The organism is Streptomyces sp. NPDC051173, from assembly GCF_040689515.1.
In the GTDB taxonomy this organism is placed as follows: Bacteria; Actinomycetota; Actinomycetes; order Streptomycetales; family Streptomycetaceae; genus Streptomyces.
Window position 1 is genome coordinate 106,321 of sequence record NZ_JBFBBD010000002.1, and the last position, 26,875, is coordinate 133,195.

Below are 26,875 nucleotides of genomic sequence, written 5' to 3' on the forward strand. Positions count from 1 at the left end.
CAGCCCGTGGGGGCACCCCCGGACGGAGTCTGCGGGAGCTTGAGGACCCGCCCGCAGGGCGCCTCCGCCGCAGGCGGCGGACGGCCCGCAGGCGGGCAACGATCCACCGCACACCGCCTACCCCTCGCTCCAGCCCCCGGCGAACCGCAAGGCCCGTTCCACCCCGTCGAAGCGGAAGGGGTGCCCGACCTGGAAGATCAGGTGCTGGGCGCCCATCGCCACCAGGCGGCGCAATTCCTCGTCGGTCTGGTCGCGGGTGACGAAGGCGCTGCGTTCGATCTCCGCCGGGTCGCGGCCGACCCGCGCGCACCACTCGTCCAGCACGCGGTTGCCCTCGGCGAAGCGCCACGCCATGGTGTTCCAGATGGCGGCCCGTTCGGCGGCGAAGCGCAGCAGGCGCCGCTGTCCGTCCCCGCCGATGAGCAGGGGGAGTTCGCCGAGCGGCCCGGGGCGCAGCCGGCCGAGTCTGCGGTCGACGCGCTCCACCGCCTCGATGAGCCCCGCCACCCGCTCCCCCGCTCCGGGGGCCGGGTATCCGTATTCCTTCAGGTCGCGTTCGACCCACCCGGCGCCCATGCCGAGGATCAGCCGGCCGTCGCTGAGGTGGTCGACCGTGCGGGCCATGTCCGCCAGGAGGTCGGGGTTGCGGTAGGCGTAGTTGGAGACCAGGGTGCCCAGGCGGGCGGCGCGGGTGTCGGCGGCCATGGCCGCCAGCAGGGTCCACGCCTCGAAGTGGCTGCCGTCGGGGTCTCCGGTGAGCGGGAAGAAGTGGTCCCACAGCCACAGCGAGTCCACGCCCAGGGAGTCGGCCGCGCGCCAGGCGGCCCGCAGTTCGGCCACCGAGGTGTGCTGGGGGGCCAGCCAGACCCCGACGCGGAGGGGGCCGTCCGGCCGTCGCGGTGTGTGTGCCATGGAGAATCCGTCCTTCCCATACGTGAAAAAATCATGGACCGGCGTTTTTCGCGCTATGGTGCGGGCGAGATTTAGGCTGCTAGCCTCGCCATATGGATGCGACTTTGACGAATGACGTCGAGAAAGCCTCCCGGGATCTGGTGGAAGCCGGATACTGCCTGATCGAGTGCCCGTTGCCGGCCGCGGTCTTCGAAAAACTCAGAGGGCGACTGCTGGAAGTCGCCGAGCAGGAGCGGGAGAACGGCTCGGCCTTTCTCTACGACGGCGGCAACCAACGCGTCTTCAGCCTGCTGAACAAGGGCGAGGAATTCGAGCAGAACGTGCAGGACCCCACCGTCATGCTCCTGATGGAGGAGATCCTGGGCTTCGGCTTCCTGCTCTCCAGTACGCACGCCAATATCGCGGGTCCCGGTGGCTCCCGGATGCATCTGCACGCCGACCAGACCTTCGCCCGCCCGCCGTGGCCCCCGTATCCGCTGGTGGCCAACAGCATGTGGATGCTGGACGACTTCACCGAGGACAACGGCGCGACCCGCCTGGTGCCCGGCTCCCATCTGCTGGGCCGGCAGCCGGACTACGACCGGGGCGAGGGGAACACCGAGTCGGTCGCCGTGTGCGCGCCGGCGGGGAGCGTGATGGTCTTCGACGGCCGCCTGTGGCACCAGACGGGCGCCAACACCACCGGCCGGCCGCGGCACGGCATCCTCAACTACTACTGCCGCGGCTACGTCCGGCAGCAGCAGAACTTCTTCTCGGGCCTGCGGGAGGACGTCGCCACCCGCGCGACGCCCGAGCTGCGCCGGCTGCTGGGGTTCGAGAACTACTTCTCCCTCGGGATGACCGACGGCCTGCCGTAGCGGCGCCGGGCGGGAGAGGGGACGCTGTCGGAGCGGTGCGGGAGAGAGGACGTGGGGATGTCGCGAGCGGCTGAAGGGAATGCCGGGGGCGTGGTGGTGCCGGTGGTCCGGCTGGTCACCGTGACGGACGGGCCGGACGCGGAGGGCTGGCGGGAGGCGCTCGCCCCCGAGTTGGTGGCGGACCACGGCATCGGCGCGATCGCGGAGGCGGCCGGGGACGGCGGGCCGTGGGCGCTGTTCTGCGCCGGTGCCGGGACGGGCGCGGCGCTGCGGGCCGCCGAGCGGGCCGCACGCCCGCCGGTTCATGTGCTGCTGTGGCTCGGCGACCGCGGACCGGGCGAGGAGACGGAGGAGTCTTTCTGTCAACTGCCCTGTCCGGTCACGATCCTGGCGTCGGCGGCGGTGGAGCGCCACCGCGCCGTGGTCCCCGCCTGGCGCGGCCTGACCGAGGCGCCTCTGACCGTACGGATCCTTCCGGCGGCCTGCCCGCTGCCCGGGGCGTGCGACCGGGCCGGCGCCCAGGTGATCAAGGAGGAGCTGCGGGTGTGGCCCGCCTGAGCGTGCGTACGCGCCGGTCCGGGTCACCGTCAGCCCTCGGGGACCAGCCGGGTGAGGGCGCGGGCGGCCAGCCGGTAGCCGAGCGCTCCCATCCCCATCACCACACCGGAGGCCAGCGGGGCGGTGACGGAGGTGTGCCGGAACGCCTCGCGTCCCCACACGTTGCTCAGGTGCACCTCCACCCAGGGCGGGGCGAAGTCGGCGAGCGCGTCACGCAGTGACCAGCCGGCGATCATCAGGGCGCCGGGGTTGACCACGGCCCCCACCGCGTCGTGGTGGTTCTGGAGCACATCGACCAGTTCCCCCTCGCCGTTGCGCTGTTCGGAGATCAGCCGCCAGCCGCGCGCGCCCACCTCCTCGGCCACCGCGGCCTCGATCTCGGCCAGGGTCTCCGTGCCGTAGATCTCCGGCTGCCGCTTGCCGAGCGTCCCCAGGTTGGGTCCGTTGAGCAACAACACGCTGCGCATGTCGGTTTCCTCTCAGCCCACGAGTGCTTTGTGGAGTTCCGCGGGGGTGGCCCTGGCCAGGTCGGCGTCGTCGGGGAGGTCGGCGCCGAGCTCCTCCTCCAGGACGACGGTGAGTTCGATGAGCCGGGCGGAGTCCACCGCCACCTGTTCACCGAGCGGCGTGTGGGGGTCCAGGACGGTGTCCTCGGCCCCCAGCGTCCTCGTCACGAGACGCAGGAAGTCCTCCAGCGCGGGCGCTTGCGCCATGGTCGTTCGCTCCTTCGGGGTCCGGTGCCGCAGGCGGGCGGGCGGCCTGCCGGGCGGGCGCAGGGGCAGGTCCTGTTCGTAGTGCAGGCCGAGCCGCAGCGCCGTCTCGGCCTTGGCCAGTTCGGCGCCGAGGTATCCGGCGTGGGCGGGGTCCTCGACGACCCCGGCCTCCAGCAGCCCGAGCAGCATCGACTCCCCACGGGTGCCCCACATCTCATGACAGGGCATCACATCGGAGGTGTAGTGCCGCAACAGGATCCGCCGGTGCTCGCGGTCGAGGCCGATCAGGACGAATCCGCCGATGCCCGCGTCCAGGGAGCGGCGGCGGCCCACCGGGTGCAGACGGCCGAAGCCGGGCTCGGTGAAGGGTGGTTGACCCGTACCGCGGTCGCGGGAGAGGCGGGCCGGTGTGCGCCGTACCCGTGCGAGGAGCGCCGCGACCTCGGTGCGCAGTGTCTCCACGTCGCGCTCGCCGCGGGCGTCGACCAGCTCGACGCGGGCGCGTACCTCCTCGATCTCCGGCTCAGTCACGGACCTCAGGACGGGGAGGTAGCCGATGGCTCCCCGGATGTGCCCGTCCTCGGGGCGGAGGCCGTGCTGGAAGAGGGCGACCAGGCTCTGGCCGGCGAGGAAGCGGGGCGAGTCGCGGCCGCACACGAGCAGGCCGCGGACCGTGCGGTCGTGCCGCAGGGCCTTGACCACCTGCTCGATGCCCAGGTTGGCGGTCATCAGCGTGCCGGCGACGGCCACGCCGGGCAACCGGGCCAGGGGGTCGGCCAGTTCCCTGCTGCTCAGCGTGCAGACCGCCACTCTCGCCGCGGCGGTTTCCGTCTCACCACGTGGCACCGCTGCCCTCTCCCGTGTACTGGCGCGGCAGTCCGCCGGGGCGCTCCTTGGGGATGGTCGAGCTGACCTCCGCCACCCGGGCGCCGAGCCGGGTGAGGGCCTTGCCGACGCGCAGCTGTTCGCTGCGGAGCAGGTCGAGGCGGTCGCGGAAGAAGTGCTCGACGTCCACCACCTGCCGGCCCTGCTTCTCCGGGTCGAGGGAGTCGTTCATGACCGCCTCGACATTGGACATGAAGAAGCCGTGATTGTGCCGGCCCATCTCCTGGCGGATCTCGTGCACCCGGGCCTTGAAGTTCTCCATCACCTCGTCCACCCCCGGCAGGGCGGTGAACCGGCGGTGCAGCCGGGAGATGAAGGTCTGGAGAACGACGTTGTAGGTCTCGAAGGCGAAGACGGAGGACTGCTCGGTGATGACGCCGTGCCGGTGGTAGTCGTCGTTGTTGTACAGCTGGGCGAAATGCTTGGCGAGCCGTCCGACCCGGGGGTCCTTGAAGTCGTAGCCGTACGGGTCGAGCCCTTCGAGATAGGTCTCGCCGAGGAGTCCGTCGGCCCGCATGCGGCTCACGATGGTGGTTCCGGGGTAGATCTCCAGGCGTTCGGTCATGCGCCGGAGGTTGTGCCCGGAATTGTCGCGCAGGAAGGCAGCGTTGGTGACGATCGTCTCCAGGGTCGCGTACGGGTGGAAGGGAATGAATCCCATGGCGAGATAGATGCCGTGTTCCCGCAGCATCCTGATGATGGTGACGTTGTCCTCGACGGTGGCGCGCTTCTCCCAGAGCAGCAGTTCCTCCGCGGTGCCGGATTCGATGCCGACGTTGACCTTCTCCAGGCCCGAGGCGACCAGCAGGTCGAGCACGGCGTGGTCCTCGGGGGTGTCGCGCCAGTTCTCGGCCCGCATGCAGACGTTGTAGTAGATGTCGAGGCCGCGCTCCAGGATGCCGTTGGCGATCGCCGAGACCCGTTTCTTGCCCACGCGGCCGCCGTCGGGGTCCTCGAAGGTGGAGTCGACGAAGTCGAAGGTCCGGAACTGGTGGCGCGCGACGATCTCGGCGACCTCGTCCACGATCTGTTCCGGTCCGCGGCCGCGCCACGCCTTGCCCGCCTGGACGCGGTTCTTCAGGTGCGGGGCGGAGCAGAAGGCGCAGTTGGCGACGCAGCCCCGGCTGGTGCTCACCCGGACGTACTCCAGCTTGTCGCCGTGCTGGCTGAGCTGGTCCCGGGCGGGGAAGGGGAGGTCCTCCAGATTGTGGATCAGGGGGCGGGCAGGGTTCTGGCGCGGGGTGCCGTCCTCGTCGCGGTAGCAGATGCCCTTGCAGGCGGACAACGGCTCCTTGAGGCAGAGCCGTTGGACGAGGTCGAGGATGGTGGGCTCGCCCTCCCCCACGGCGACGACGTCGGTCCAGGGGTTGTTCCGCAGGACGTCCAGGCCCGCGAAGGTGCCGGCGGGGCCGCCGCAGGCGATCGTCGTCCCCGGCAGCTCCTCCCGCAGCAGCCGGCACAGGGTCAGGCAGCTGCCCAGGTTCAGGCTCATCAGGGTGAAGCAGACGAGGTCGGGCCGGTATTCCTTGAGCGCCTCGACGGTGGCGGCCGCCTCGTCGTCGCCGTGCTCCACCTCCCGGATCTCCGCGGTGAAGCCGGTGTGGCGCAGCACGCTGGCCATGTAGGCGACGCCGAGGTGTTCGGGGGACATCACGAGGTCGCCGTCGAGGAGGATCAGGAAACTCACCCGGAAGGACGCGGGATCGGTGATGCGCGGATCCAGGGCCAGGTCGAGTGTTCCCGGTTTGGGTGCCGATGGTGCCAGACCGAGGTCGTGCTTCATCAGAGCTCCCTGATGTCGAGAGGGGGGTCCGTGCGGCCGCGGGCGGACGCGGGTCCCGCCGTGCCGAGCACGGCCGCGCCGTCGAGCCCGCCGGGGTGGATGCCCAGGGAGGCGAGGACGGTCGGGGCCACGTCGGTCATGTCGAGCGGGCCGCCGTCCGCGCCGGGGGCGGGCGCGGGCGCGCCGCGCCGGTAGAAGACCGCGTCGTCGCGGGTGTGGGTGCCGGTGAGGATGTCGTCGCGCACGGTGTCCGTGCCGCCCCAGCCGCCGCGCAGCTGCACGCCGGGGGCGGGCACGGCCACCAGGTCGGGGGCGTTGCCCAGGAGCGGGCCGTGGTAGACCTCCGGGGCGCGGTAGAGGTCGCGCACGAGGAGCGGCCCGTCGACGTCGGGGCCGAGCCGGGTGCCGTCGCAGCGCAGGGCTGCCAGCTCGCGCGCGATCTCATGGGCGGCGTCGTCCGCCTCCGTGTCGGTCAGGCCGCCGCCGGGGAAGCGGCTCTTGCGGTTGAGGTAGACGCGGGCGGGGTCGAGCGCGAAGGCGGTGCTGCGCGCGTCGACCGCGGTGAGGTCCGGACAGACGTCGAGCCCGGCCAGCCAGCCGGACTCCCTGAGCCACGCGTTGAGATAGACCTGACAGGCGGCGGGGCCGAAGCCGTGGTCGCTCATCAGGAAGAGTTCACCGTCCGGCGGGAGGGTGCGCACCAGGGTGGCCACGCAGTCGTCCACGAGGCGGTAGAAGCCGAGGACGTCCCCGTGCAGGGGGTCGGCGGGGTCGGCGACGGCGCGCCACAGGAAGTGGTGGACGCGGTCGGTCTCGGTGAGCACGGCGACCGCGAGGTCCCAGGTCTCCTGCCGCAGGAGGTGTTCCATCGCCCGGGTGCGGGCGCGCAGGGCCCGGACGGCGCGTCCGAGGAAGGCCGCCGGGTCGGCGGCGACGTCGCCGACCTCGACGTCGAGTTCGTAGTCGAGGCCGCGCAGCAGGGGCAGCAGCCGTGGCGGGCTGACGGCGCGCTCCAGTTCGGGGGCGACGAAGCCGGAGACCAGCACGCCGTCGATGGCGGGGGCGGGATAGGTGCCCGGCACGTTCAGGCACAGGGTTCTGCGGCCGGCGCGGGAGGCGAGTTCCCACAGCGGGGGTTCGCGCAGCTGCTCGACGCCGGGGAAGCGGATGCGGTAGCCGTCGCCGGGGGCGAGGTCGGTGAAGCCGTAGATGCCGTGCCGGCCCGGGTTGGTGCCGGTGAGGAAGGTGGCCCAGGAGGTGGAGCTGATCTCCGGTACGGGTGCCAGCAGTTCGGCGCAGTGACCCTCGGCGAGCAGCGCCGCGGTGTGCGGCATGGTCCCGTCGTCGGCCAGGCGGGTCAGCAGGGTCCTCGGCATGCCGTCGAGCCCGATCACCAGGGCGTGCCGGTCCATCGCGCTCACGTCCTTCCGCTGCGGGGAGTGGGCCCGGAGGCAAAGGCGCGCACGGCCGTCACTCCGCCGGTGCGGTGACGCCGTTCATGCGCTCGGACACATAGCCGGCGAGGAGGTCGAGGCTGTCGATGAGCTTGATCGACAGGTCCTCGTCGGCGATCTCTATGCCGAATTCGCTCTCGACCCAGATGAGGAACTCGATGGTGTTGATCGAGTCCAGGCCCAGCTTCTCCACGAGCCCCTCGTCGGGTACGGCCGAGGGCTCCAGGGACAGTTCGAGGGAATCGACGAGCACCTTGCGCAGCCGGTCCTTGATCTTGTCGGTGGTCAGGGTCTCCATGGCAGAAAAACCTCTCTCCTCCACGCCGCCGCGAGCGGCGGGACTCCGGTGGGGACAAGCGCCGGTACGGCCCGGCGGTGGTTACAGGTAGCCCATTTCGCGCAGGCGGTCGCTGGTGTACGCGTCCTCGCCGCCGGCGGCCGCGACGGCGGCCGGGCTCGTGGCGGCCGGGGTGCCGGTGGCCTCGACCCGGGGGTCGGCGGGCGGGATCCGTACGCCGTCGTCGAGGACGGCGGTCACGGGGCGGCCGTGGACGTCCTCCGGCCACGCGGCCCCGAGGTCGGTGAGCAGGGTGGGCAGGGTGTCGGTGAGCGCGACGGTGCCGGACAGGCGGCCGGGACGGACGCGGGGCGAGCGGTGTGCCCACATGCCGCGGTAGCGGTGCAGGCCGGTCTGCGCGCTCGGCCGCCACACCTCGCCGCCGAGGTCGGGGACGGGGAGCACGGTCTCGTCCTGCGGGACGAGGAGGAGGTCGGGTGCCCGGCCCGTGTGCGGCCCGGGGTACGCCTCTTCGCGCGGGCGGACGGCCCGGAAGACCTTCTGTCCGTCGGGGCCGGTCAGCCCGGAGAGCAGGCCCGCGACCTCGTCCATGACCCGTGCGCGGTCGCGGGGGGCGACGGTGCCGCGCCGCTGGCGTCCGCGCACGTTGACGTTGAGGCCGTAGCTGCCGGGAACGGGCATGTAGACGCTGGTGCGGCGGAAGTCGACGTGGCGCCCGTCGCCCGCGAACCAGCTCGCCGCCGCCTCCTGCGGTTCCTCCCCCGGCGCGGTGGCCAGCAGTCCGGCCTCCTCCAGGAGCGTGTGCACCGACAGGCCGTACCGCCCGGTGCCCAGGCCGTGGTCGGAGACGAGCACGACGGAGGTGTCCTCGTCGACCAGCTCCAGGAGTTCGCCGACCGCCTGGTCGATGGCCCGGTAGATCCGGGGCATGGCGACGTCCCAGCCGCTGCCTTCCGGGGCTGCCCGGTGGCCGGGGTGGTCGGGGTCGCCGTAGTGCCAGTAGTGGTGTCCGACCCGGTCGGCCTCGGTGAGCACGACCATCACGACATCGGTGGGCCGGGTGGTCATCAGATGCCGTACGGAGCGGACCCGCGCCGCCACATTGCGCTCGGCTTCCTCCAGATAGGCCATGTCGCCCCGGAACATGGTCGCGAGGTCCGACTGGAAGTGGGCCTTGGCGGCGGCCAGTTCACGCAGCAGGGAATCCGGACGGCAGTGCTTGAGGGTGCGCTCCAGCGGCCAGGTGACCTGATAGCCGGGCAGGTCGGCAGGCGGGTGCGACATGGGGATGTTGACGAGGCCCAGCGAGTACTCCTGCGCGGCCAGCCAGTCCCAGGCGCTGGACCGGCCCAGATCACCGGAGCGTGTGACGCGGGCCCCGTAGGCCGGGTCCTGGGTGTCGTAGAACTGATAGATCCCGTGTCCGCCGGGGTCGCTGGCGGAGACGAACGTGCTCCACCCCGGCGCCGTGTGGGCGGGCCAGGTGCAGTCCGTGGCGGCGCTGGCGCTCTCGCGCAGCAGCTTCGCCATATGGGGCAGCAGACCGCACTCGATCAGCGGGTCGACCGTATCGAATGTGCCTCCGTCGATTCCGATGACGAGGGCGCGGGGAGAGGGTGGCACGAAATTGCCTCCAGCTCTGAAAACTCATCATGATTGCAGGCAGAAACTGCCGATCATCGATGATCCGAGGACTGTAACAGCCCCTCACCGGTGCGTCCACAGACCGCACAACGGTGGTCGTATGGCGCCCGGATCCGAGGTCCGGAGTGGGATTCGACTCAATGAACCATGCGCACAGCGCATACCAGGACGGTGTCGGGCCCACCATACGCGACGCTTCCCACTCCCTCCAGGCATGCGGTTTGAGCCACTTCGGCGTCGGATAACGTCGCCTACAGGTCTGCCGGGCAGTCCGTGAACTGGATCAATTCCCTCCGGGAAAAGACAGTTTCACAGCTCAACCACCCTGCTGACGAGAATCCACCGCCGACCGGCCGCCGGGGCAGGCCTTCCCGGCAAGGGTGTTGACTCCGGCAACTGCCCTATGGAGGCTCGTGCTTGGCATGTGATCCGGCCCACGACCGGGGGCCGGATCACATGCCCGCTCCGGCCACCCGCACGCCGCGGGCCAATTTCCCTTCGCCCCCGAGGAACGGCGTTTCCCGCCGGGTCCCGCATCGCCTCGGTGCAGCGTGAACACAACGGAAACGAGCCGTGCACCGCGGCCCCCGAAGGCAACGGCCTCGACACCCACCCGCCTGCCGTACAGCGCCTGAAGCCGACCATGCCGCACCCGCAGGACCGAAAGGCTGCTCAATGACACGTGATGACGTCCTGTCCTTTCCCTCATGGCCGCAACACGGCGCGGAGGAGCGCGCCGGTCTTCTCCGGGCCCTGGACCAGAAGGGGTGGTGGCGCGACGCGGGGCAGGAGGTCGACCTCTTCGAGCGGGAATTCGCCGGCCATCACGGCGCCCCGCACGCGATCGCCACGACGAACGGCACCCACGCCCTGGAACTCGCCCTGGGAGTCATGGGGATCGGCCCCGGCGACGAGGTCGTCGTCCCGGCATTCACCTTCATCTCGTCGTCACTGGCGGTGCAGCGCGTGGGCGCGGTGCCGGTGCCGGCGGACGTACGGCCCGACACCTACTGCCTCGACGTCGACGCCGCGGCGGCGCTGGTGACGCCGCGGACCAAAGCGATCATGCCGGTCCACATGGCGGGCCAGTTCGCCGACATGGACGCCCTGGAGAAGCTCTCCCTCGCCGCGGGCGTACCGGTCCTCCAGGACGCGGCGCACGCCCATGGCGCGCAGTGGCAGGGCCGGCGGGTCGGAGAGCTCGGCTCGCTCGCCGCCTTCAGCTTCCAGAACGGCAAGCTGATGACCGCCGGCGAGGGCGGCGCCCTGCTGCTGCCCGACGACGACTCCTACCACGAGGCGTTCCTCCAGCACTGCTGCGGCCGGCCACCCGGGGACCGTGTCTACCGCCACCTGACACAGGGCTCCAACTACCGCATGAACGAGTTCTCCGCGAGCGTCCTGCGTGCTCAACTGAAGCGCCTGAACGACCAATTGCGCATCCGTGAGGAGCGCTGGGCGCGGCTGCGTACGGCGCTGGCCACCATCGACGGCGTGGTGCCCCAGGGGCGCGACGAGCGCGGCGACCTCCATTCCCACTACATGGCCATGGTCCGGCTGCCCGGCATCTCCGCCGTGCGCCGCCTCGCCCTGGTCGACGCGCTGGTCGAGCGGGGGGTGCCCGCGTTCGTCGGCTTCCCCCCGGTCTACCGCACCGAGGGTTTCGCGCGCGGCCCGGTGCCGGCGGACGCCGAGGAACTGGCCAAGAACTGTCCCGTGGCGGAGGAGATCGGCAGCGACTGCCTATGGCTGCACCACCGCGTCCTGCTCGCCGACGCGCCGACGCTGGACCGGCTGGCGGAGGTCTTCTCCGGCCTCGTCGGCGCGCTCTGACCCGATGCGGTCCCCCAACGACAGCACCGAACCCCGGCTGAGCGTCGTCGTCCCCAGCCGGGGTCCCGCAGCACGCCTGCGCGCGACCCTCGCGTGCCTGACCGGGTCCGGCCCGGGGACACCGCCCTTCGAGGTGGTCGTCGTCGACGACAACGACGGGGGCGACGCGGGTGACCACCTGTCCGCCGTGACGCGGGAGATGGGCGGTCCGCTCCCGCTGCGCGTGGTGCGGGGGCCCCGGCGAGGGCGGGCCGCCGCCCGGAACGCCGGGGCGGCCGCGGCCCTCGCGCCCCGGCTGGTCTTCCTCGACGACGACGTGCTGGTGGGGCCCGGGTTCCTCGCGGCACACGCCGGGGCCGCGGACCCTGGCGCCTTCATCCACGGCCGGCTGCGCGAACTCCCCACCGCGGCAAGGTTCCTCACCGCGGTCGGGGGAGCCGCTCCCGCCGAGGTCCGGCACGCCCGCGCCGGCCTCGAACCCGCTCCCCCGGCCGCCACCCCGGAGCGGCGCCCGCCGCACCGGCGGCTCGTCGCCAACGCCCTGGAGCGGGCCGTGGAGGCCATGGACGGCGGCTCCCTGCCGGACGTCGCCCCCTGGCTCGGCTTCGTCGGCGCGAACGTCGCCGTCGACCGGGCCGTATGGGAGCGCACCGGCGGATTCGACGAGGAGTTCGGGCTCACCTGGGGGTGCGAGGACTTGGAGTTCGGGTTCCGCCTGTACGCCGCCGGGCTCCGCAGGGCCCTCGCACCCGACGCCCTCGGCGTACACCTCAGCCACGCCCGCCCCGGCCGCTGGGAGCAGCACCACCGCAACCTGACGCACTTCTCCGCCGCCCACCCGCACCCGTCGGTACGCGCGTTGGAGGCCCTGCTCGGGCCGGACGGCACGCCCGAGGGGTACGTACGCGCCGTCCTGGCCGAAGAGGTCGCGCCGGCACGGGACGCCGCGCGGTGAGCGGCATACCGGCCACCGTGCCGTACGGGCCCGTGGTGCTCTCCCCGCACGCGGACGACGCCGTGTGGTCCCTGGGCGGGCGCCTGGCGTGCTGGGCCGCCGAGGGGCTGCGGCCGACCGTCGTCACGGTCTTCGCCGGGTCCGCGGCCGGGGCCGCCGGGTCGTGGCGCGCCGCCGCCGATCCCGCGGTGCGCCGGGCCGAGGACCGGGCGGCGTGCGCCGAACTGGGCGTGCGCCACGTGCCGCTGGACTTCACCGACGCGGCACTGCGCACGGCCTCGGGCACCTTTCGCTACGCCTCCCCACGCCGACTGTTCGGCCCCTGGCACCCGGCCGATCTGCCCCTGCTGGACGAGGTCCGGGCGGCTCTGCGGCCTCTGTGCGCGGGGGCGGCGAGCGTCCACGTCCCCTTGGCGGCGGGCCGGCACGTCGACCACCGCCTGGTCCGAGGCGCGGTGGAGGCCCTGGCCCCCGACCGCACCGTCTTCTACGAGGACTTCCCCTACCGGCTGCGCGCGCGTGATCACACGGGCCTGCGGCCGCGCACGGAGCGGCTGCCGTCCGAGGCGGTGGACCGCTGGCTGACCGCCGCCGGCCACTACACCAGCCAGGCGAGCGCCCACTTCGGCGGGGTCGCCGCCCTGCGCGAGGCCCTGCTCGCCCGCGCCCGCGCGCACGGCGGGGCCGACGGGCCGGGCCACACCGACCGCCACTGGGTGCCCGCGGGCCGGGACGGCCACGGGGAGACCCGGCCGGCACTCGCGGAAAGGGGGCCGTGACCCACGCCGCGCGCAGCCCCACCACGAGAGAGGCCACTCATGTCCCGTAGCACCCACCCGCCGACGGCCACCCCCGACGCGGGCGCCAGGCGGCGCCTGCCGCTGATCGGCAACGACCTGGTCATCAACGAGGACTCCTGCAACCTCAGTTGCACCTACTGCCTCACCGGACAGAGCAACCTCAAGGAGGGTCACTCCCTCCAACTGATCTTCGAGCCCCCGCGCCGCGACAGCTACGCCAAGGACAGCGGGCTCGGGCAGCGCATGGACAAGGTCGCCGACCGGATCCGGGACCGCTTCGGCCTGCCGCTGCTGAAGGTGACCGGGGGCGAGATCTTCCTCGTCCGGGGGATCATGGACTTCCTGGAGCAGGAGGCCCGCAAGTACGACGTGCTGGTCATCCAGACCAACGGCGTCCTGGTGCGCGAGGAGCACCTGGAGCGGTTCCGCTCGTGGGGCAACGTCGTGCTCCAGGTCTCCCTCGACAGCCACCTCCACCACGGCAACAGCCACCGCGTGCCGTCGGAGAGCCTGCACGGGAAGGTCGTCGCCGCCATCGCCCGGATCCTGGACTCGGGGCTGCCGGTGGAGATCTACACGGTGCTCAACGACCGGAGCGTCACGGAGGTCTGCGCCTTCGCCGAGTGGCTGTCGGGGTTCTCCCGGCCTCCGGTGTTCTTCCCCTTCCCGGTGCGCGGCCCGGACTCGGAGGACTTCAAGGTGCGGCCCGAGCAGTTCGGCCACCTCCGGGAACTCGTCGACCGCTACGACGAGTTCGCGCGGGTCCTCCCGCCACGGCCCTACTTCGACCGGCTGACGAGCTTCTACCGCGAGGGGCGCCGCACCTTCCGCTGCCACCTGCCGCGGCTCGTCGTCTCCAGCTTCAGCGACGGAGTCGTCACCCCCTGCCCCAACATCTGGTTCTCCGACATGGGCAACGCCCTGGAGGAGGACTGGAGCGAGATGCTGGACACGGTCGGCACCAGCGGTCTCTACAAGGCCCTGCTCGCCCCCAAGCCCCGGCTCAAGGCGTGCCACGGGTGCTTCACCCCCTGGGACACGCTCTCGATGTACTTCGAGGACGAGATCACCCTCGACGAGCTGTGCGCCGCCCCCACCTACTCCCCGCCCCGCATCCGGCAGATGCTCGCCGACGCGAAGGCCGACTACCTCCAGGGCGGCCATGACTGAGCAGGCGACCGGTCACGAGGCGGACACCCTGCTGGGCGCGGTGGAGCGGCTGCCGTCCGGCCGGACACCGCTGCCCGGAATGGACGCGAACGCCCTGCTGGAGCGGGTGCGTACGGCCGCGGCGGCACTCAAGGCCGAGGCGGTCGAGGGCGAGGCCGTGGCCCTGCGCGCGCCCAACAGCCCGCAGTGGGTCGTCGCCTTCCTCGCACTGCTGGCGTCCGGCGCCAGACCCCTGCTGCTCGAACCCGACACACCGGACGCCGAGACCGCGCGGCTGCTGCGGGCGGCCGGGGGCGGCAGGTCCCTTATCGTCCCCGGGACCGACGACGGCCTCCCGCCGGCCTTGACCGGCCCGCCCGGGGAACACTCCAGGGCCCGGCCCGCCGTCCTGCTCCCGACCTCGGGGTCGACCGGTGCGAGCAAGCTCGTCGCCCGCAGCGAGGAGAGCCTGCTCGCGGAGGGCCGCCGCTACCGCGACGGGGTCGGTCTCACGGGAGAGGACACCCTGCTGCTGCCGGTGCCGCTGTCCCACGCCTACGCGCTGGGCTGGCTGTTCGGCGGACTGCTGACGGGGGCCGCGCTGCGCCCCGTACCGCCGGCCGCCCTGGGCCGTATCGCCGCGGAGCTCTCAAGTGGTGCGACGGTGGTGGCCCTGGTGCCCAGTGTGGCCCGGCTGCTGGCGACCCGTCGGCTGCGGGGAGCCGCGGCCGGACGGCCGCCGGGGGTGCCCGCGGCGCCCGCCCTCCGGCTGGCCATGGTGGGCGCGGGGCCGGTGGACGAGCAGCTGGACCGCGCGTTCACCGAGGCGTTCGGGACCGGCCTCGCCCGGAACTACGGATCCACGGAGACGGGCGCCGTGCTCGCCGGACCGGCGGGGCTGGAGCCCCTGTGCGCCGGCGCCCCCCTGCCGGGGGTGGAGTGCGAACTGACCGGCCGGGACGGCGCGGTGGCGCCCCCCGGCACCCCGGGGCTGCTGAGCGTACGGGTGGACGGACAGCCGTACGCCATGGGCGACCTCGCCGTGGCCGTGCCCGGGGGCCTGCGCATCCTGGGGCGTGAGGACCGGGCGATCCGCCGGGGCGGGCGCTGGGTCTCCCCGCTGGAGATCGAGGAGGTGCTGCGCGGGCACCCGGACGTGGTGAACGTGCGGGTCGGCGCCCGGCGGGGACGGCACCAGGGCGAGGACGGGATCGTCGCGGAGGTCTCGGCGGCGCCGGGGCTGGCCCTTGAGGCGCTGCGCGAGCACGCCCGCCGGGAGCTGGCGCCGCACAAGGTGCCCGACGAGTTCGTCCTGCGGGAGAGCCTGCCGGTCAATGCCGCGGGCAAGGTGCGGGCGGCGTCCGTCTACCGCCTCACCCGGAGCGCGGCCGAGGCCGCCCGCGCGTACAAGACCTCCGAAGTGCTCTTCGCCCTGCACGACTTGGGCGCGCTGGAACCGCTCGCCCGGGGCGCCGACACGGCTCTCCTCGCCGGGGAGCTGGGGTGTGACGCCGATGCCCTGGAGTGGCTGTTGCGCACGGCCACCGCTCTGGGGGTGCTGACCACTGAGGCGGAGGCGCCCGGAGCCCGGGTCCGGGCCGGGGAGGTGGCCGCGTTCGTGGCACTGGAGGAGCACCTCTCCCGTGGGCCGGTCTCCCGTGAGGAGCTCGCCGCGGTCGCCCGGAACGGGACGGCGCGGCGCCCCTTCGACGAGAGGCCGCCGGAGAGCCTCGATCCGCTCGTCGCCCTGTACCAGGGCGCGATGGACGGCCCCGGCGCACGGGCCAGGGCCGCGCTCGGTCTGCGGCTCCTGCGGCCGGGACCGGGGGCGCGGACGGTGGAGGTGACCGCGGGTCCTGGCCGCTATCTGGAGCGCCTGCTCGCCTCGGACCCCGGGGCGACCGGCCATCTGGTCACCGTCGGCCGGCTCAGCGGGCCGCTCTCCCCTGCCATCACCGCGGCGGTCGAGGAGGGCAGGGTGACCGTCGGCCCCCGACTGCCCGTCGGCGACGCCGACTTCTGCGTGGTCGCCAACGCCGTGCACGGCCCGGGTCCGGGCAGCGCTCTCGGCGCCCTGCTCGGCTCCTTGCGGCCGGGCGGGCGGCTGCTGGTCGACGACGTCTTCCTGCCGGCGTCCGGGCCGGGGAGCGAACTGGCCCTGGACTGGCTCACGCACGGCGGGACCGCGTGGCCGACCACCGGCGACCTGGTCGCCGGGCTGCTGCAAGAGGGGGCGGAGGTCGCACGCCACGTGCCGCTGGACGCGTCCCCCTGTCATCTGATCATCGCCAAGGAGGCCGGTTCATGAGCAGCGTCACCGACCGGGCCGCGGAGCGCCTGGGACAGAGCGGCCGCGTGGTCGTGGTCTCGGGCGCGTCCGGGCAGATAGGCGGCGCGTGCGCGCTGGAGCTCGCCGCGCTCGGCGCCACCGTCGTCGCGGGATACCACAGCGGGGAGCAGGCGATCCGCAAACTGCGGGAGCAGGTGGAGGGCCAGGGCGGCACGCTCGTACCCGTCGCGGCGGACCTGAGCGAGCCCGCGGGCGCCGACGCGCTGGTGGCCGCGGCCGTCGAGCGGTTCGGGCGGCTGGACGGCTGTGTGGCGGCCGCGGGCCTGCGCACCCGCAGGCTCGCGATGGCCACGGACGCCCGGAGCCTGGAGAAGCTGCTGCGGGTGAACCTGGCGGGTTCCGTCAACCTCGCCAAGGCGTGCCTGAAGCCGATGATGCGCGCCAGGTACGGGCGGATCGTGCTCTTCGGCTCCCGGGCCGGGACCAGCGGGCTGCCCGGCCACAGCGCGTACGCCGCCACCAAGGGGGCGCTCCAGCCGTGGGCGGCCTCGGTGGCGGGTGAGGTCGGCAAGCACGGCATCACCGTCAACGTCGTCGCGCCCGGGGCGATCCGCGCCGAGGTGATGGACTTCTCGGAGACCGAGCGCGATCTCGTCCTGCAGTTCATCGGGGCGGGGCGGCTCGGTGAGCCCGAGGAGGTCGCGGCGGCGGTGTCGTTCCTGCTGTCGCCGTCGGCCTCGTACGTCAACGGCAATACGCTCGTCGTCGACGGTGGTGCCCGCTTCTGATGGCTATCACGGAAAAGGCACCGGTCGTGACACCGCCGGCGACGGCGCGCGAACCCCTCCGGATGGCAGTGCTGGGCGCGGGGTGGGTCTCGCGCAAGGTGTGGCTGCCGCTGCTGGCGGAACACCCGGCGTTCCGGGTCGACTTCCTCGTGGACGACGACCCCGTGGCCGCCAGGTCGGCCCTGCCCGAGGGCGCGCGGACACGCGTCCTGAGCAGACCGGAGGAGCTCGCTCCGAGAAGCGTGGACGCGGCCATCATCGCCCTGCCCAACCACCTCCATCTCCCCGTGGCCAAGGCCCTCCTGGAGCGGGACGTGCCGGTGTTCGTCGAGAAGCCGGTGTGCCGCACGCTCTTCGAGGCCCAGGCGCTCGCCCTGGACCACCAGGCGCGGGGCGGCAGCATCGGGGACATCACCCTCTACGCCTGGAGCGCCGCCCGGCACCGCACCGACGTCTGCCGCCTGGCGGAGCTCCTGCCCTCGCTGGGCACGGTGCGCAGTGTCGGGCTGAGCTGGATCCGGGCCACCGGCATCCCGCAGCGCACCGGATGGTTCGTCGACCGCCGGCTCGCCGGGGGCGGCGCGCTGCTGGACCTGGGCTGGCACCTGCTGGACGTGGGGCTGCACCTGCTGGGGTGGCCGCGCGTGGTCCGGGCGGCGAGCACGATGTCCGCGGACTGGATGAGCCGGGGCGAGGCCACGGCCGACTGGAGCCGGCGCTCCTCCGGCACCGCGCGGTCCGGCCCCGGGGAGACGGTGGAGGACACCGCCCGCGGCTTCCTCGTCACCGACACCGACGTGGGCATCTCCCTGGAGACGCGCTGGGCCTCCCACCAGGCGCTGGACGTCACCACGATCACGGTGGAGGGCACCGAGGGAGTGGCCACGCTGCGCGGCACCTTCGGCTTCAGCCCGCACCGGCTGCAGGAGTCGAGCCTCGTGGTCCTGCGCCAGGGGGTGGAGGAGACCATCGCGCTGCCCGACGAGCCCGTGGGCGTCGAATACAGGCGGCAGGTGGACGAACTCGCCCGCCGGCTCGGCGGCTCGGCCGACGGGCAGGGCCCGGTGTCGGGTCTGGGCGAGGGCTCGATGGCCGAAGTGACCATCCTGGCCTCCTGCATCGACCACATCTACTCGGCCGCCGGTGTCGAGCCGCCCTCCCCTCTGCGCCCGCCGGAGAGCGACGCGGCGCCCGGCACGTCCAGTTGTCCACGCGTCCTGCCCACCCGGGGAAGCCAATGAAATTCGCCTATTTCTCCCATGTCTGGGGCCGTCCCGGAATCACTCCGGGCGAGCGCTACGAAGAGCTCTGGCGCGAGGTCGAGGACGCCGACCGGCTCGGCTTCGACTACGCGTTCTCGGTGGAGCACCACTGCACGCCGCACGAGAGCTGGATGCCCTCGCCCGCGGTCTTCTGCACGGGCGCCGCGCTGCGCACCGAGCGCATCCGGGTCGGGCCGATGGGGTGGGTGCCGCCGCTGCGCCACCCGCTGCACCTGGTCGAGGAGGTCGCGACCCTGGACCAGCTCCTGGGCGGGCGCCTGGAGGTGGGGCTCGCCTCGGGCGTCAGCCGTGACCCCTTCCTGCCCTTCGACGCCGATTTCGACAACCGTCACCTCCTGACCCGGGAGGCCCTGGAGCTGTTGCACACCGCGTACACCACGCCGGGCGCCTTCGACTTCGACGGACCCGCGCACCGACTGCGCGACATCACCCTGTCCTTCCCGCCGGTGCAGCGCCCGCACCCGCCCGTGTGGGTGCCCACCACCAACCGCAACACCCTGCGCCACCTCAGCGAGGCCGGTGCCCACACCAGCTCCACGATGATCGTGCCGCGCGCGTCCATGGCGCTGGTCTACCGGCACTACCTCGACTGGTGGCGCGGCCACGGCCACGCGACGGACCCGCGCATCGGCTACTGGACGCTGGTCCACGTGGCCCGGACGGACGCCGAGGCGGAGGAGCGGGCGGCCGCGCACATCACCGGGACGTTCACCAAGACGCTGCGGTACGGCCAGGTGTCCCGCTCACGCGATCAGCACGCCCCGGCGAGCAGGCTCAGCACGGCGGACATCCTGGCGGGCTCCGGCGACCTCCGGTTCCTGCTGGAGAACAACCTGGTCTTCGTCGGCTCGCCGTCGACCGTTGCCGACCGGATCAGGGCCGCGTCCCTGGAGGGCCATTTCGACACGCTGCTGGGCGAGTTCGCCTTCGGCGAGCTGGCGGACCGGCACCGGATCGAGTCCATGGAGCTCTTCGCCCACGAGGTGGCCCCGGCGCTGCGCCCCTTCACGCCCTACGCGCCGCGCCCGCAGGAGCCCGCGTACACCGCGAGCGACGAGCAGCAGGTGGCGGCCCGCCTCCAGGCCCTCGGCTACATCGACTGACGCGGCACCCCACCGGCGGCCGCACCGGCTGTCCCGCCCCGGCGAAAGGACTGAGGAGATCAGCGTCTACATGCCGGCCCGGCCCCCCTCCACCCAGGAGCTCCAGGCACTCGTGACACGGCTGCTGCTCGTGCCCGACGAGCACCGCCGCTTCACCGTCGACGAGCAGAGCGCGCGCCGGCTGAACCGCATCGGACCGGAGCTGCTCGCCGCGCTGTGCGAGGCGGGTGTGCCCTTCGTGGGTACCGGAGCGGCACGCCTCTTCGACGGCTACGACCTGGGCAACGCGGCCCTGCACCTGGGCCTGGCCTCGGTGCAGCGCCGCGCCGTCCGCTCGTGGGCCGGTTCCCTGCGGACCGCGTCGGCCGCGGCAGGGACGCGCTGTCGCGTCGACGTCACGGCCTCCTGCCCGGTGCCCGGCCACGCGGGCCCGTGCCGCTACGGAGTGCTGCTGCCCGGCGCCCGCCGCCCGGTGGAGGCCGCCTCACCGCAGGAGACCACGCTGGCGCGGCTGTACGTACGGTCGCGCGACCACTGGCCGGACTTCCCCCCGGCCGTCCTCGACCTGCTGCGCACCCTGGAGCCGGTCGGCTTCTTCCTGCTGCCCGAAGCGATCCGCTGGGACCCGGAGTTCCTGTGGAGCACGCGCATGGCCGACTGCGGCGGCGCGGCGGCCTGGCTGGTGGCGGAGGGCCGGCGGCGCGGGCTCGACGTGCGGTTCTCCTTCGGCCTGCTGGTGGCCAAGCCGTACTCCACACCGCACTGCTGGGCCGAGTTCCTGGTGGGCGGCCGCTGGGTGCCGGCCGATCCGCTGCTGCTGCGGGCCATGGCCGCCTGGGGCGGGCTGGACGCGGCGGCCCACCCGCCGCACAGCTCGCCGGGGGCCATCTACCACCGGCTCGCGGGCCGCTTCACGAAAGTCGTCAGCCACGCCGGGGTCTGGGCCCCGGCGTCCCTACCCACGGAGCTCCTGCCATGCCCCTGAACCCCCCGCCCGTCCCGCAGGCCGCGAAGGACGCGCCCCCCACGCCCCCCGCTCCTGGCCCCTCCCGGTTCACCACGGTCGTCTTCGATCTCGACGGGGTCCTCATCGACAGCTTCGCGGTGATGCGCGAGGCGTTCGCCCTGGCCTACCGCGAAGTGGTGGGGGCGGGTGAGCCGCCCTTCGAGGAGTACCGCACGCACCAGGGCCGCTATTTCCCGGACATCATGCGGCTGATGGGCCTGCCCGGCGAGATGGAGGAGCCGTTCGTCCGGGAGAGTCACCGGATGATGGACCGGGTCGAGGTGTATCCGGATGTGCCGCAGCTGCTGGCGGACCTGCGGGCGGACGGTGTCGGCACGGCGATCGCCACCGGCAAGTCCGGCTCCCGGGCCCGCGCCGTGCTGGAGGTCGTCGGGCTGCTGCCCCTGCTGGACGAGGTGGTGGGCAGCGACGAGGTGCCGAGGCCCAAGCCGCACCCCGACATCGTGCGCGAGGCGCTGCGCCGGCTGGACTCGGCGCCCGAGGACGCGGTCATGGTCGGTGACGCGGTGATCGACATCCGCAGCGGCCGCGCCGCGGGGACCGCCACCGTGGGGGCGACCTGGGGCGAGGGCGCGGTCGGCCAACTGAGCGCCGAGCGGCCCGACTTCCTGCTCGACAAGCCGCAGAGCCTGCTCGCGCTGGTCCGCAGCGGCGGCCGCGCATGACACCCGCGCCCCCGCGCTGGAGCGTCGTCGCCCCGCAGGGCACCAACCTCGAACTGGCCGGGACGGCGGACCACGAGGGCTGGCACCTCCTCCTGGAGACCGCCCGCACCGTCCGCCGGCACGGCCGCGGCGGCCTCTGGCTGCTGGACCGCACGGACACGCTGCCCCGGCGCGAGCCCGAGCCGGTCTGGGAGGGCTGGACGACGCTCGCGGCTCTCGCGGGCGCGGTGCCCGGGCTGGATCTGGGGCTGCTCTCCTCGGCCCCGCCGTTCCGCAACGCCGCGCTGATCGCCAAACAGGCGGCGGCCCTGGACATCGTCTGCGACGGCCGCCTCACCCTCGGCTTCTCCGCCCGCGAGTACCTCCCGGAGCATCGCTCGACGGGGCATACGGTGCCCACGGGACCGGAGCCCGACGAGGAAGAGGCCGCGGCCCACCGGGCTCTCGGGGAGACGGCCCAGGCCCTGCGCGCGCTGTGGAGCGGACAGCCCGTCACCTTCACCGGGGAGCACATCCGCCTGGCGTCGGCGCACTGCGTACCCACCCCGCGGCAGCGGCCCCTCCCCCTCGCACTGCGCGCCCCGGCCGGGGACGGCGGACGCGGTGCGCTGCTGCCCGCCGACGCCACCGTGCGGGAGTGCGCCCACGTCCAGTGGACGGGCGAGCCCGGTCAGGTCGCCGCGGCGGTCACCGCGTTCCGCCGCCGCCGCGCGGAGCTCGGGCTCGATCCGGACGGCGTCCGGCACGCCTGGGCGGCGGAGTGCCGGATCTTCGACTCCGTACTGGAACGCGACCGCTGGCTCGCCACCCCGCACGAGGTGCTGTTCTGGAGCCACCACCCCGACCTGCTGGCGCGGCGCAGTCTGTACGGAACACCGGAACAGCTCACCGAACGCGCCCGGCGCCTGGCCGCCGCGGGCGTGGAGGAGTTCGTGCTGTGGTTCCGCGACTACCCGGCAACCACCAGCCTGGAGCGCCTGTTCCACGAGGTCGTCCCCCAGGTGGCGCCGGGCGCCGCCAAGGAAGCGGAGGAGTGAGCCCGTGCTCGACACCCTGTCCACCGCGCCGTTCCTGTCCACCGCCTGGCTCGCCGGGGCCCGCGGGCTGGAGCGGCCGCCCGCCGGCGAACGCAGCACGGTCGCGCTCCGTCTGGAGCTCACCGACCCACCACGCGATACGCCCCCGGCGGTCGACGTACAGGTGGACCTGGTCTCCGGGCGGCTCGGCCTGACGGCCGCGGCCGGTGAGAGCCCGGGGCTGCGGATCCAGCTGCCTCTGGCGGCCGCCCGCGCCCTGCTGCTCGGCCCGGCGCGGGAGCGGGCCGGCGTCTTCGAGCGGGGTGACGTCCGGGCCGAGGGCAATTTCAGCCTGCTGTTCTTCATCGACGCCGCGCTGGAGCGCGACGGATCGGGCCACGTGGCCGCGCTCAGGGGCACTCCCGGCACCGCGGCGCGGGACGTGGCCCCGCCGCCCGGCACCGAGGAGGCGGCCGAGGCCGTCCGGCGCGCCCGTGCGGCGCTTCCCGGCACCATGCGGGAGCTGGAGCGCGAGGTGGGCACCTCCACCCCGGGGGCACAGATCTACGTCTCCCTCGACGGAGTCCCCCTGGCGGACGCGGGGCTGGGGCTGGCCCGTCCCGGGGTGGCGATGACCCACCGGTCGCTGCCCCTGTGGTACTGCTGCGCCAAGCCGCTGCTGTCGGTCGCCCTGGGCCGCCTGTGGGAAGCGGGAGCGTACGACCCGTACCTGCCCGTCGCGCACTATCTGCCCGAGTTCGGCAACCGGGGCAAGGAGTCCATCACCTCGATGGAGCTGCTGACCCATACGGGCCCGCTGCCCACCGGCGACGATCCGCTGCACGGCGTCGTGGCCGGCCCGGACGAGGAACGCGTGCGCCGCGCCTTCGAGGTGCCGGTGACGCCGCGCCCGGGGGACGTGCCCGGCATCAACTACAGCCAGTGGTGGGCCTGGTTCGTCCTGGCGCGCATCCTTCCCGCCGTCGACGGCAGGGAGTACGGCGCGTACGTCCAGGAGGAGATCCTGGGGCCGTGCGGCATGTCCGACACCCATGTCCGGCTGGACCGCGAGGAGTTCGCCGCGTTCGGGGACGAGCTGCCGCTGATCCATGTGAGCAACCCCGAGGGCGGCCCGCGGCCCACCCACTGGTGGTCCACCGAGGCGGCCACCACACGCTGCATCCCCGGTGTCAACACCCGTGGCCCGCTGCGGGACATGGGAAGGCTCTTCGAGATGCTGCTGCGCGGCGGGTCGGCTCCCGGCGGGCGCGTCCTCGCGCCGCCGACCGTCGCCGCCCTCACGGCCCGGCACCGCACCGGCCTCCAGGACCGCTACGGCAACGCCGACTGGGGCATGGGCTTCCGCCTCGAATGCCGGCAGCTGGACCCGCGGTTCACCAGCTTCGGCTCGTACGCCTCCCCCCGGTCCTACGGGCACGACGGGCTGTGGACCGCGGTGGTGTTCGCGGACCCGGACGCCGCTCTCGTCGTCGCCCTCCACCTCAACGGGAAGGTGGAGCACGAACGCCACCGCGAGCGCATCGTCCGCCTGGCCGACGCCGTCTACCAGGACCTCCACATCTCCTGACCCCGCCTCCTGACCCCGAACGGCCCCGGCCGACCCCCGACCTTTCACGAGAGGGCTCCTCCATGCCGCACTCCGAGCTGTCCGAACTCCCCATGCCCTCGCCCGCCTCCGAGGAAGTGGGCGCGCTCTACGACCGGTTCACCGCCCTGGGGGCCGCGTCCCTGGGCGAGAACCTGCACTTCGGCTACTGGGACTCCCCCGACAGTCAGGTGCCGCTGGCCGAGGCCACCGACCGGCTCACCGACATGATGACGGAGCGGCTGCGCATCGGCGCCGGCTCCCGCGTCCTGGACCTCGGCTGCGGCGTGGGGACCCCCGGCGTGCGCATCGCCCGCCTGAGCGGGGCGCACGTCACGGGCATCTCGGTGAGCAAGGAGCAGGTCGTCCGGGCCAACGCGCTGGCCGCGGAGGCCGGGCTCGCCGACCGGGCGCGCTTCCAGCGGGCCGACGCGATGGACCTCCCCTTCGAGGAAGGGCGCTTCGACGCCGTCATCGCCCTCGAATCGATCATCCACATGCCCGACCGCGCCCAGGTGCTCGCCCAGGTCGGCCGGGTGCTGCGGCCCGGGGGCCGCCTGGTGCTCACCGACTTCTTCGAGCGGGCCCCCCTCGCCCCCGAAGGGCGGGCGGCCGTCCAGCGCTACCTCCACGACTTCATGATGACCATGACCAGCGCCGAGGCGTACCCTCCCCTGCTGCGCTCGGCGGGCCTGTGGCTGGAGGAGTTCCTCGACGTCAGCGACCAGACCCTGGAGAAGACCTTCGTGGTGCTCTCGGAGCGCATCAAGGCGTCGAAGCAGAGCCTGGAGACGAAGTTCGGCGAGGAGATGGTGAAGCAGTTCGACCCCGGCGACCTCGTCGGCATCAAGGAGTTCGGCTATCTGCTGCTCGTCGCCCAGCGCCCGGGGAAGTGAGCGGCATGACGGACACCGCGTCCGCCTCCGACCGGATGGTCGAACTCTACAACCGCGTCACCGACTTGATGGTGCACGCGGAAGGCGGCTACATGCACGGCGGCTACTGGGCGGGCCCCGACGCCCCCACGACCGTCGAGGAGGCCGGCGACCGGCTGACCGACCACGTCTCGGAGCGCCTGGGCCTCACCCCGGGTGAACGGGTGCTCGACGTGGGGTCGGGCAACGGCAAGGCCACCTTGCGCATCGCCTCCCGGCACCGGGTGCAGGCCACCGGCGTGTCGATCAACCCGTACCAGGTGGACCTGTCCCGGGAACTCGCCGAGAAGGAGGGCGACGACACGACCGAGTTCCACATCGGCGACATGCTGGCGCTCCCCTTTCCCGACGGCTCGTTCGACGCCTGCTACGCGATCGAGAGCATCTGCCACGCCCTGGAACGGGCCGACGTCTCCACCGAGATCGCCCGGGTCCTGCGCCCGGGCGGCCGGGTGACGGTGACGGACTTCGTGCTGCGCCGGCCGCTGAGCGAGAGGTCCAGGACGATCGTCGACACCGCCAACGACAACTTCCAGCAGGGCCCCGTCCTCACCCGCGAGGCCTATGAGGACTGCATGCGGTCGGTCGGGCTGGAGGTGGTGGAGTTCCTCGACATCGGGGACGAGGTACGGCCGTCGTACGAGGCCGTGGCGGCGAAGATGCGCGCGGCCAGGGACGGCCTGGGCTCCCACATGGACGACGAGGCGTTCCACCGCATGGTCGACGGCATCGACCGCATGGGCTCGGTGGAGGAGGTCGGCTACTCGGTGGTCACCGCGCGGAAACCGGCCCCACGGGCCCAGGGGGACGACGGAGCGGAAACGCCGTGAAACAAACGCGAGAAGCGCACCGGCAGGCGGACTCCTGGACCGTCACCGAGGCCCCGGGGCGGCTGCCGCTGATCGGCCACACCATCCCGCTGCGCCGCATGCCCCTGGAATTCCTCACGGCCCTCCCCTACCTGGGCGACCTGGTGAAGGTCTCGCTCGGCCGCACGCCCGCGTACATGGCCTGCCACCCCGACCTGATCGGGCAGATCCTGGCGGACCCGCGGACCTTCGACCGGGGCGGGCCGTTCTACGAGAAGACCAAGCTGCTCATGGGCAACAGCCTGGGCAACTGCCCCTTCAAGGACCACCGCCGCCAGCGCCTGCTGGTGCAGCCCTCCTTCCGCCGCGGCCGCCTGGCCACCTACACCGAGGTCATGCGCCGGGAGCTGGAGGCGGAGATGGACCGCTGGCGGCCCGGCGGGGTCATCGACGTCAACGACGTCTTCCACGCCCTGACGGCCCGGATCGGCGCACGGGTGCTGCTGTCCACGGAGATCGGCGTCCCGGCCGTCGAAGGCATCCTGCGTCACCTCCCCGTGGTGATGGAGGGCATGTACGAGCGGATGATCTCCCCACTGGGGCTCCTCCACCGGGTGCCGACGCCGGGCAACCGCCGCTTCGACGAGGCGTTGCGGCAACTGCGCTCCATCGTCGACGACATCATCGCCACGTACCGGGCGGCGGGGGCGGACCACGGTGACCTGCTCTCCGGGCTGCTGCTCGCCCGCGACGAGGCCACGGGCGACCGGCTCTCCGACACGGAGATCCACGACCAGGTGATGAACTTCCTGATGGCCTCCACCGAGACCACCGCGACGGCGCTCACCTGGGCCTTCCACCTCCTCGGCGAGAACCCCGGCTGCGAGGCCCGGCTGCAGGAACTGGCCGACAGCATCTCCGCCGAGGAGCAGGGCGGGGCGGACGGGGCAGAAGGGACGGGGACGGACCAGCCGTCAGGCCACAAGGACGGCCCGGACTACGCCCGGCGCGTCATCACCGAGGTGCTCCGGCTGTACCCGCCCGGCTGGCTGGTCACCAGGGTCGTCGCCGAGGAGACCGAACTCGGCGGGGTACGCATGCCCGTCGGAACCGTCATCATCTACAGCACGTACGCACTCCAGCGCAGTCGGCGGCTGTTCCCCGACGCCGAGCGCTTCGACCCCGACCGGTGGCTGCCGGAGCGGGCCAAGGACGTGCCCCGCGGCGCGATGATCCCTTTCGGGACCGGCAGCCGGAAGTGCATCGGCGACGAGTTCGCGATGAACGAGACGACACTCGCGATGACGATGGTGGCCTCCCGCTGGCGGTTGCGCCCCGTGGCCGGCACCGTGGTCAGGCCGGAGCCACGGGCCCTGGTCGGCGTGGGTCCGCTGCCCATGGTCACCGAACCACGCGCCTGATCCCCCTTTCCCGGAGCCCCGGCCTCGGGAAGGGGGAGTCGGGCACGGCGCGGCGGACCCGGCGGCGGGTCCGGCGCGCCGGTTCACCGGC

24 protein-coding genes are annotated in these 26,875 nt (G+C 73.0%); 17 read left to right on the plus strand and 7 right to left on the minus strand.

The window, feature by feature from the left end:
* Positions 1 to 117 precede the first annotated feature (117 nt).
* On the minus strand, positions 118 to 912 hold the full coding sequence (locus tag AB0435_RS01950; RefSeq protein WP_366002342.1) for an LLM class F420-dependent oxidoreductase: 795 nt from the start codon (positions 910 to 912) through the stop codon (positions 118 to 120).
* Positions 913 to 1,004: 92 nt separating this feature from the next.
* On the opposite strand from AB0435_RS01950, the gene AB0435_RS01955 reads away from it, so the two are divergent.
* Together AB0435_RS01955 and AB0435_RS01960 are read left to right on the plus strand one after the other, a co-directional pair.
* Entirely contained in the window at positions 1,005 to 1,769 is a 765-nt protein-coding gene (locus AB0435_RS01955) for a phytanoyl-CoA dioxygenase family protein (RefSeq protein ID WP_366002341.1), read from the plus strand.
* Between the two features lie 57 nt (positions 1,770 to 1,826).
* A complete protein-coding gene (locus tag AB0435_RS01960) occupies positions 1,827 to 2,327 on the plus strand; it encodes a hypothetical protein (RefSeq protein ID WP_366002340.1) in 501 nt (166 codons plus the stop codon).
* A 29-nt stretch (positions 2,328 to 2,356) separates the two neighbouring features.
* On the opposite strand, the gene AB0435_RS01965 is transcribed toward AB0435_RS01960, so the two are convergent.
* From AB0435_RS01965 to AB0435_RS01990, 6 genes are all read right to left on the minus strand, one after another.
* Complete coding sequence (locus AB0435_RS01965; RefSeq protein ID WP_366002339.1) at positions 2,357 to 2,794, minus strand: type II 3-dehydroquinate dehydratase; 438 nt, start codon at positions 2,792 to 2,794, stop codon at positions 2,357 to 2,359.
* 12 nt (positions 2,795 to 2,806) lie between these two features.
* Positions 2,807 to 3,886 carry a phosphopantetheine-binding protein gene (locus AB0435_RS01970; RefSeq protein ID WP_366425946.1) on the minus strand — a complete coding sequence of 360 codons (1,080 nt, stop codon included), beginning with the start codon at positions 3,884 to 3,886 and terminating at the stop codon, positions 2,807 to 2,809.
* Positions 3,873 to 5,708, minus strand: coding sequence for a cobalamin-dependent protein (locus AB0435_RS01975; protein WP_366425947.1), 1,836 nt, complete (start codon positions 5,706 to 5,708; stop codon positions 3,873 to 3,875). The genes AB0435_RS01970 and AB0435_RS01975 overlap by 14 nt, the downstream gene beginning before the upstream one ends.
* Complete coding sequence (locus tag AB0435_RS01980; protein ID WP_366002389.1) at positions 5,708 to 7,120, minus strand: alkaline phosphatase family protein; 1,413 nt, start codon at positions 7,118 to 7,120, stop codon at positions 5,708 to 5,710. Before AB0435_RS01980 ends, AB0435_RS01975 begins: the two co-directional genes overlap by 1 nt.
* 58 nt (positions 7,121 to 7,178) lie before the next feature.
* Complete coding sequence (locus tag AB0435_RS01985; protein WP_366002336.1) at positions 7,179 to 7,460, minus strand: phosphopantetheine-binding protein; 282 nt, start codon at positions 7,458 to 7,460, stop codon at positions 7,179 to 7,181.
* Positions 7,461 to 7,541: 81 nt separating this feature from the next.
* A complete protein-coding gene (locus AB0435_RS01990; RefSeq protein WP_366425948.1) occupies positions 7,542 to 9,083 on the minus strand; it encodes an alkaline phosphatase family protein in 1,542 nt (513 codons plus the stop codon).
* Between the two features lie 696 nt (positions 9,084 to 9,779).
* On the opposite strand from AB0435_RS01990, the gene AB0435_RS01995 reads away from it, so the two are divergent.
* The 15 genes from AB0435_RS01995 (at position 9,780) to AB0435_RS02065 (ending at position 26,784) form a co-directional block, all read left to right on the plus strand.
* The gene (locus AB0435_RS01995) at positions 9,780 to 10,937 is read left to right on the plus strand and encodes a DegT/DnrJ/EryC1/StrS family aminotransferase (RefSeq protein WP_366002334.1); all 1,158 of its coding nucleotides are present in this window, start codon (positions 9,780 to 9,782) and stop codon (positions 10,935 to 10,937) included.
* Positions 10,938 to 10,941: 4 nt separating this feature from the next.
* Positions 10,942 to 11,892 (plus strand): glycosyltransferase, encoded by a 951-nt coding sequence (locus tag AB0435_RS02000; protein ID WP_366425949.1) that lies wholly within the window; start codon positions 10,942 to 10,944, stop codon positions 11,890 to 11,892.
* On the plus strand, positions 11,889 to 12,671 hold the full coding sequence (locus AB0435_RS02005; protein ID WP_366425950.1) for a PIG-L family deacetylase: 783 nt from the start codon (positions 11,889 to 11,891) through the stop codon (positions 12,669 to 12,671). The genes AB0435_RS02000 and AB0435_RS02005 overlap by 4 nt, the downstream gene beginning before the upstream one ends.
* 39 nt (positions 12,672 to 12,710) lie before the next feature.
* Positions 12,711 to 13,862: a radical SAM protein gene (locus tag AB0435_RS02010; RefSeq protein WP_366425951.1), complete on the plus strand. Its 1,152-nt coding sequence runs from the start codon at positions 12,711 to 12,713 to the stop codon at positions 13,860 to 13,862.
* A complete protein-coding gene (locus AB0435_RS02015; protein ID WP_366002330.1) occupies positions 13,855 to 16,149 on the plus strand; it encodes an AMP-binding protein in 2,295 nt (764 codons plus the stop codon). Before AB0435_RS02010 ends, AB0435_RS02015 begins: the two co-directional genes overlap by 8 nt.
* Positions 16,146 to 16,919 carry an SDR family oxidoreductase gene (locus AB0435_RS02020; RefSeq protein ID WP_366002329.1) on the plus strand — a complete coding sequence of 258 codons (774 nt, stop codon included), beginning with the start codon at positions 16,146 to 16,148 and terminating at the stop codon, positions 16,917 to 16,919. The genes AB0435_RS02015 and AB0435_RS02020 overlap by 4 nt, the downstream gene beginning before the upstream one ends.
* Positions 16,919 to 18,160, plus strand: coding sequence for a Gfo/Idh/MocA family oxidoreductase (locus tag AB0435_RS02025; RefSeq protein WP_366002328.1), 1,242 nt, complete (start codon positions 16,919 to 16,921; stop codon positions 18,158 to 18,160). Before AB0435_RS02020 ends, AB0435_RS02025 begins: the two co-directional genes overlap by 1 nt.
* The gene (locus AB0435_RS02030; RefSeq protein ID WP_366425952.1) at positions 18,157 to 19,305 is read left to right on the plus strand and encodes an LLM class flavin-dependent oxidoreductase; all 1,149 of its coding nucleotides are present in this window, start codon (positions 18,157 to 18,159) and stop codon (positions 19,303 to 19,305) included. The genes AB0435_RS02025 and AB0435_RS02030 overlap by 4 nt, the downstream gene beginning before the upstream one ends.
* A gap of 70 nt (positions 19,306 to 19,375) precedes the next feature.
* Positions 19,376 to 20,290 carry a transglutaminase domain-containing protein gene (locus AB0435_RS02035; protein ID WP_366425953.1) on the plus strand — a complete coding sequence of 305 codons (915 nt, stop codon included), beginning with the start codon at positions 19,376 to 19,378 and terminating at the stop codon, positions 20,288 to 20,290.
* Entirely contained in the window at positions 20,281 to 20,997 is a 717-nt protein-coding gene (locus AB0435_RS02040; RefSeq protein ID WP_366002324.1) for an HAD-IA family hydrolase, read from the plus strand. The genes AB0435_RS02035 and AB0435_RS02040 overlap by 10 nt, the downstream gene beginning before the upstream one ends.
* Positions 20,994 to 22,034 carry an LLM class flavin-dependent oxidoreductase gene (locus AB0435_RS02045; RefSeq protein WP_366002323.1) on the plus strand — a complete coding sequence of 347 codons (1,041 nt, stop codon included), beginning with the start codon at positions 20,994 to 20,996 and terminating at the stop codon, positions 22,032 to 22,034. Before AB0435_RS02040 ends, AB0435_RS02045 begins: the two co-directional genes overlap by 4 nt.
* 4 nt (positions 22,035 to 22,038) lie before the next feature.
* Positions 22,039 to 23,601, plus strand: a complete 1,563-nt coding sequence (locus tag AB0435_RS02050; RefSeq protein ID WP_366425954.1) for a serine hydrolase domain-containing protein — start codon at positions 22,039 to 22,041, stop codon at positions 23,599 to 23,601.
* Between the two features lie 62 nt (positions 23,602 to 23,663).
* Entirely contained in the window at positions 23,664 to 24,515 is an 852-nt protein-coding gene (locus AB0435_RS02055; RefSeq protein WP_366002321.1) for a methyltransferase domain-containing protein, read from the plus strand.
* Positions 24,516 to 24,520: 5 nt separating this feature from the next.
* Positions 24,521 to 25,384, plus strand: coding sequence for a methyltransferase domain-containing protein (locus tag AB0435_RS02060; protein WP_366425955.1), 864 nt, complete (start codon positions 24,521 to 24,523; stop codon positions 25,382 to 25,384).
* Positions 25,381 to 26,784 (plus strand): cytochrome P450, encoded by a 1,404-nt coding sequence (locus AB0435_RS02065; protein WP_366002319.1) that lies wholly within the window; start codon positions 25,381 to 25,383, stop codon positions 26,782 to 26,784. Before AB0435_RS02060 ends, AB0435_RS02065 begins: the two co-directional genes overlap by 4 nt.
* Positions 26,785 to 26,875 lie beyond the last annotated feature (91 nt).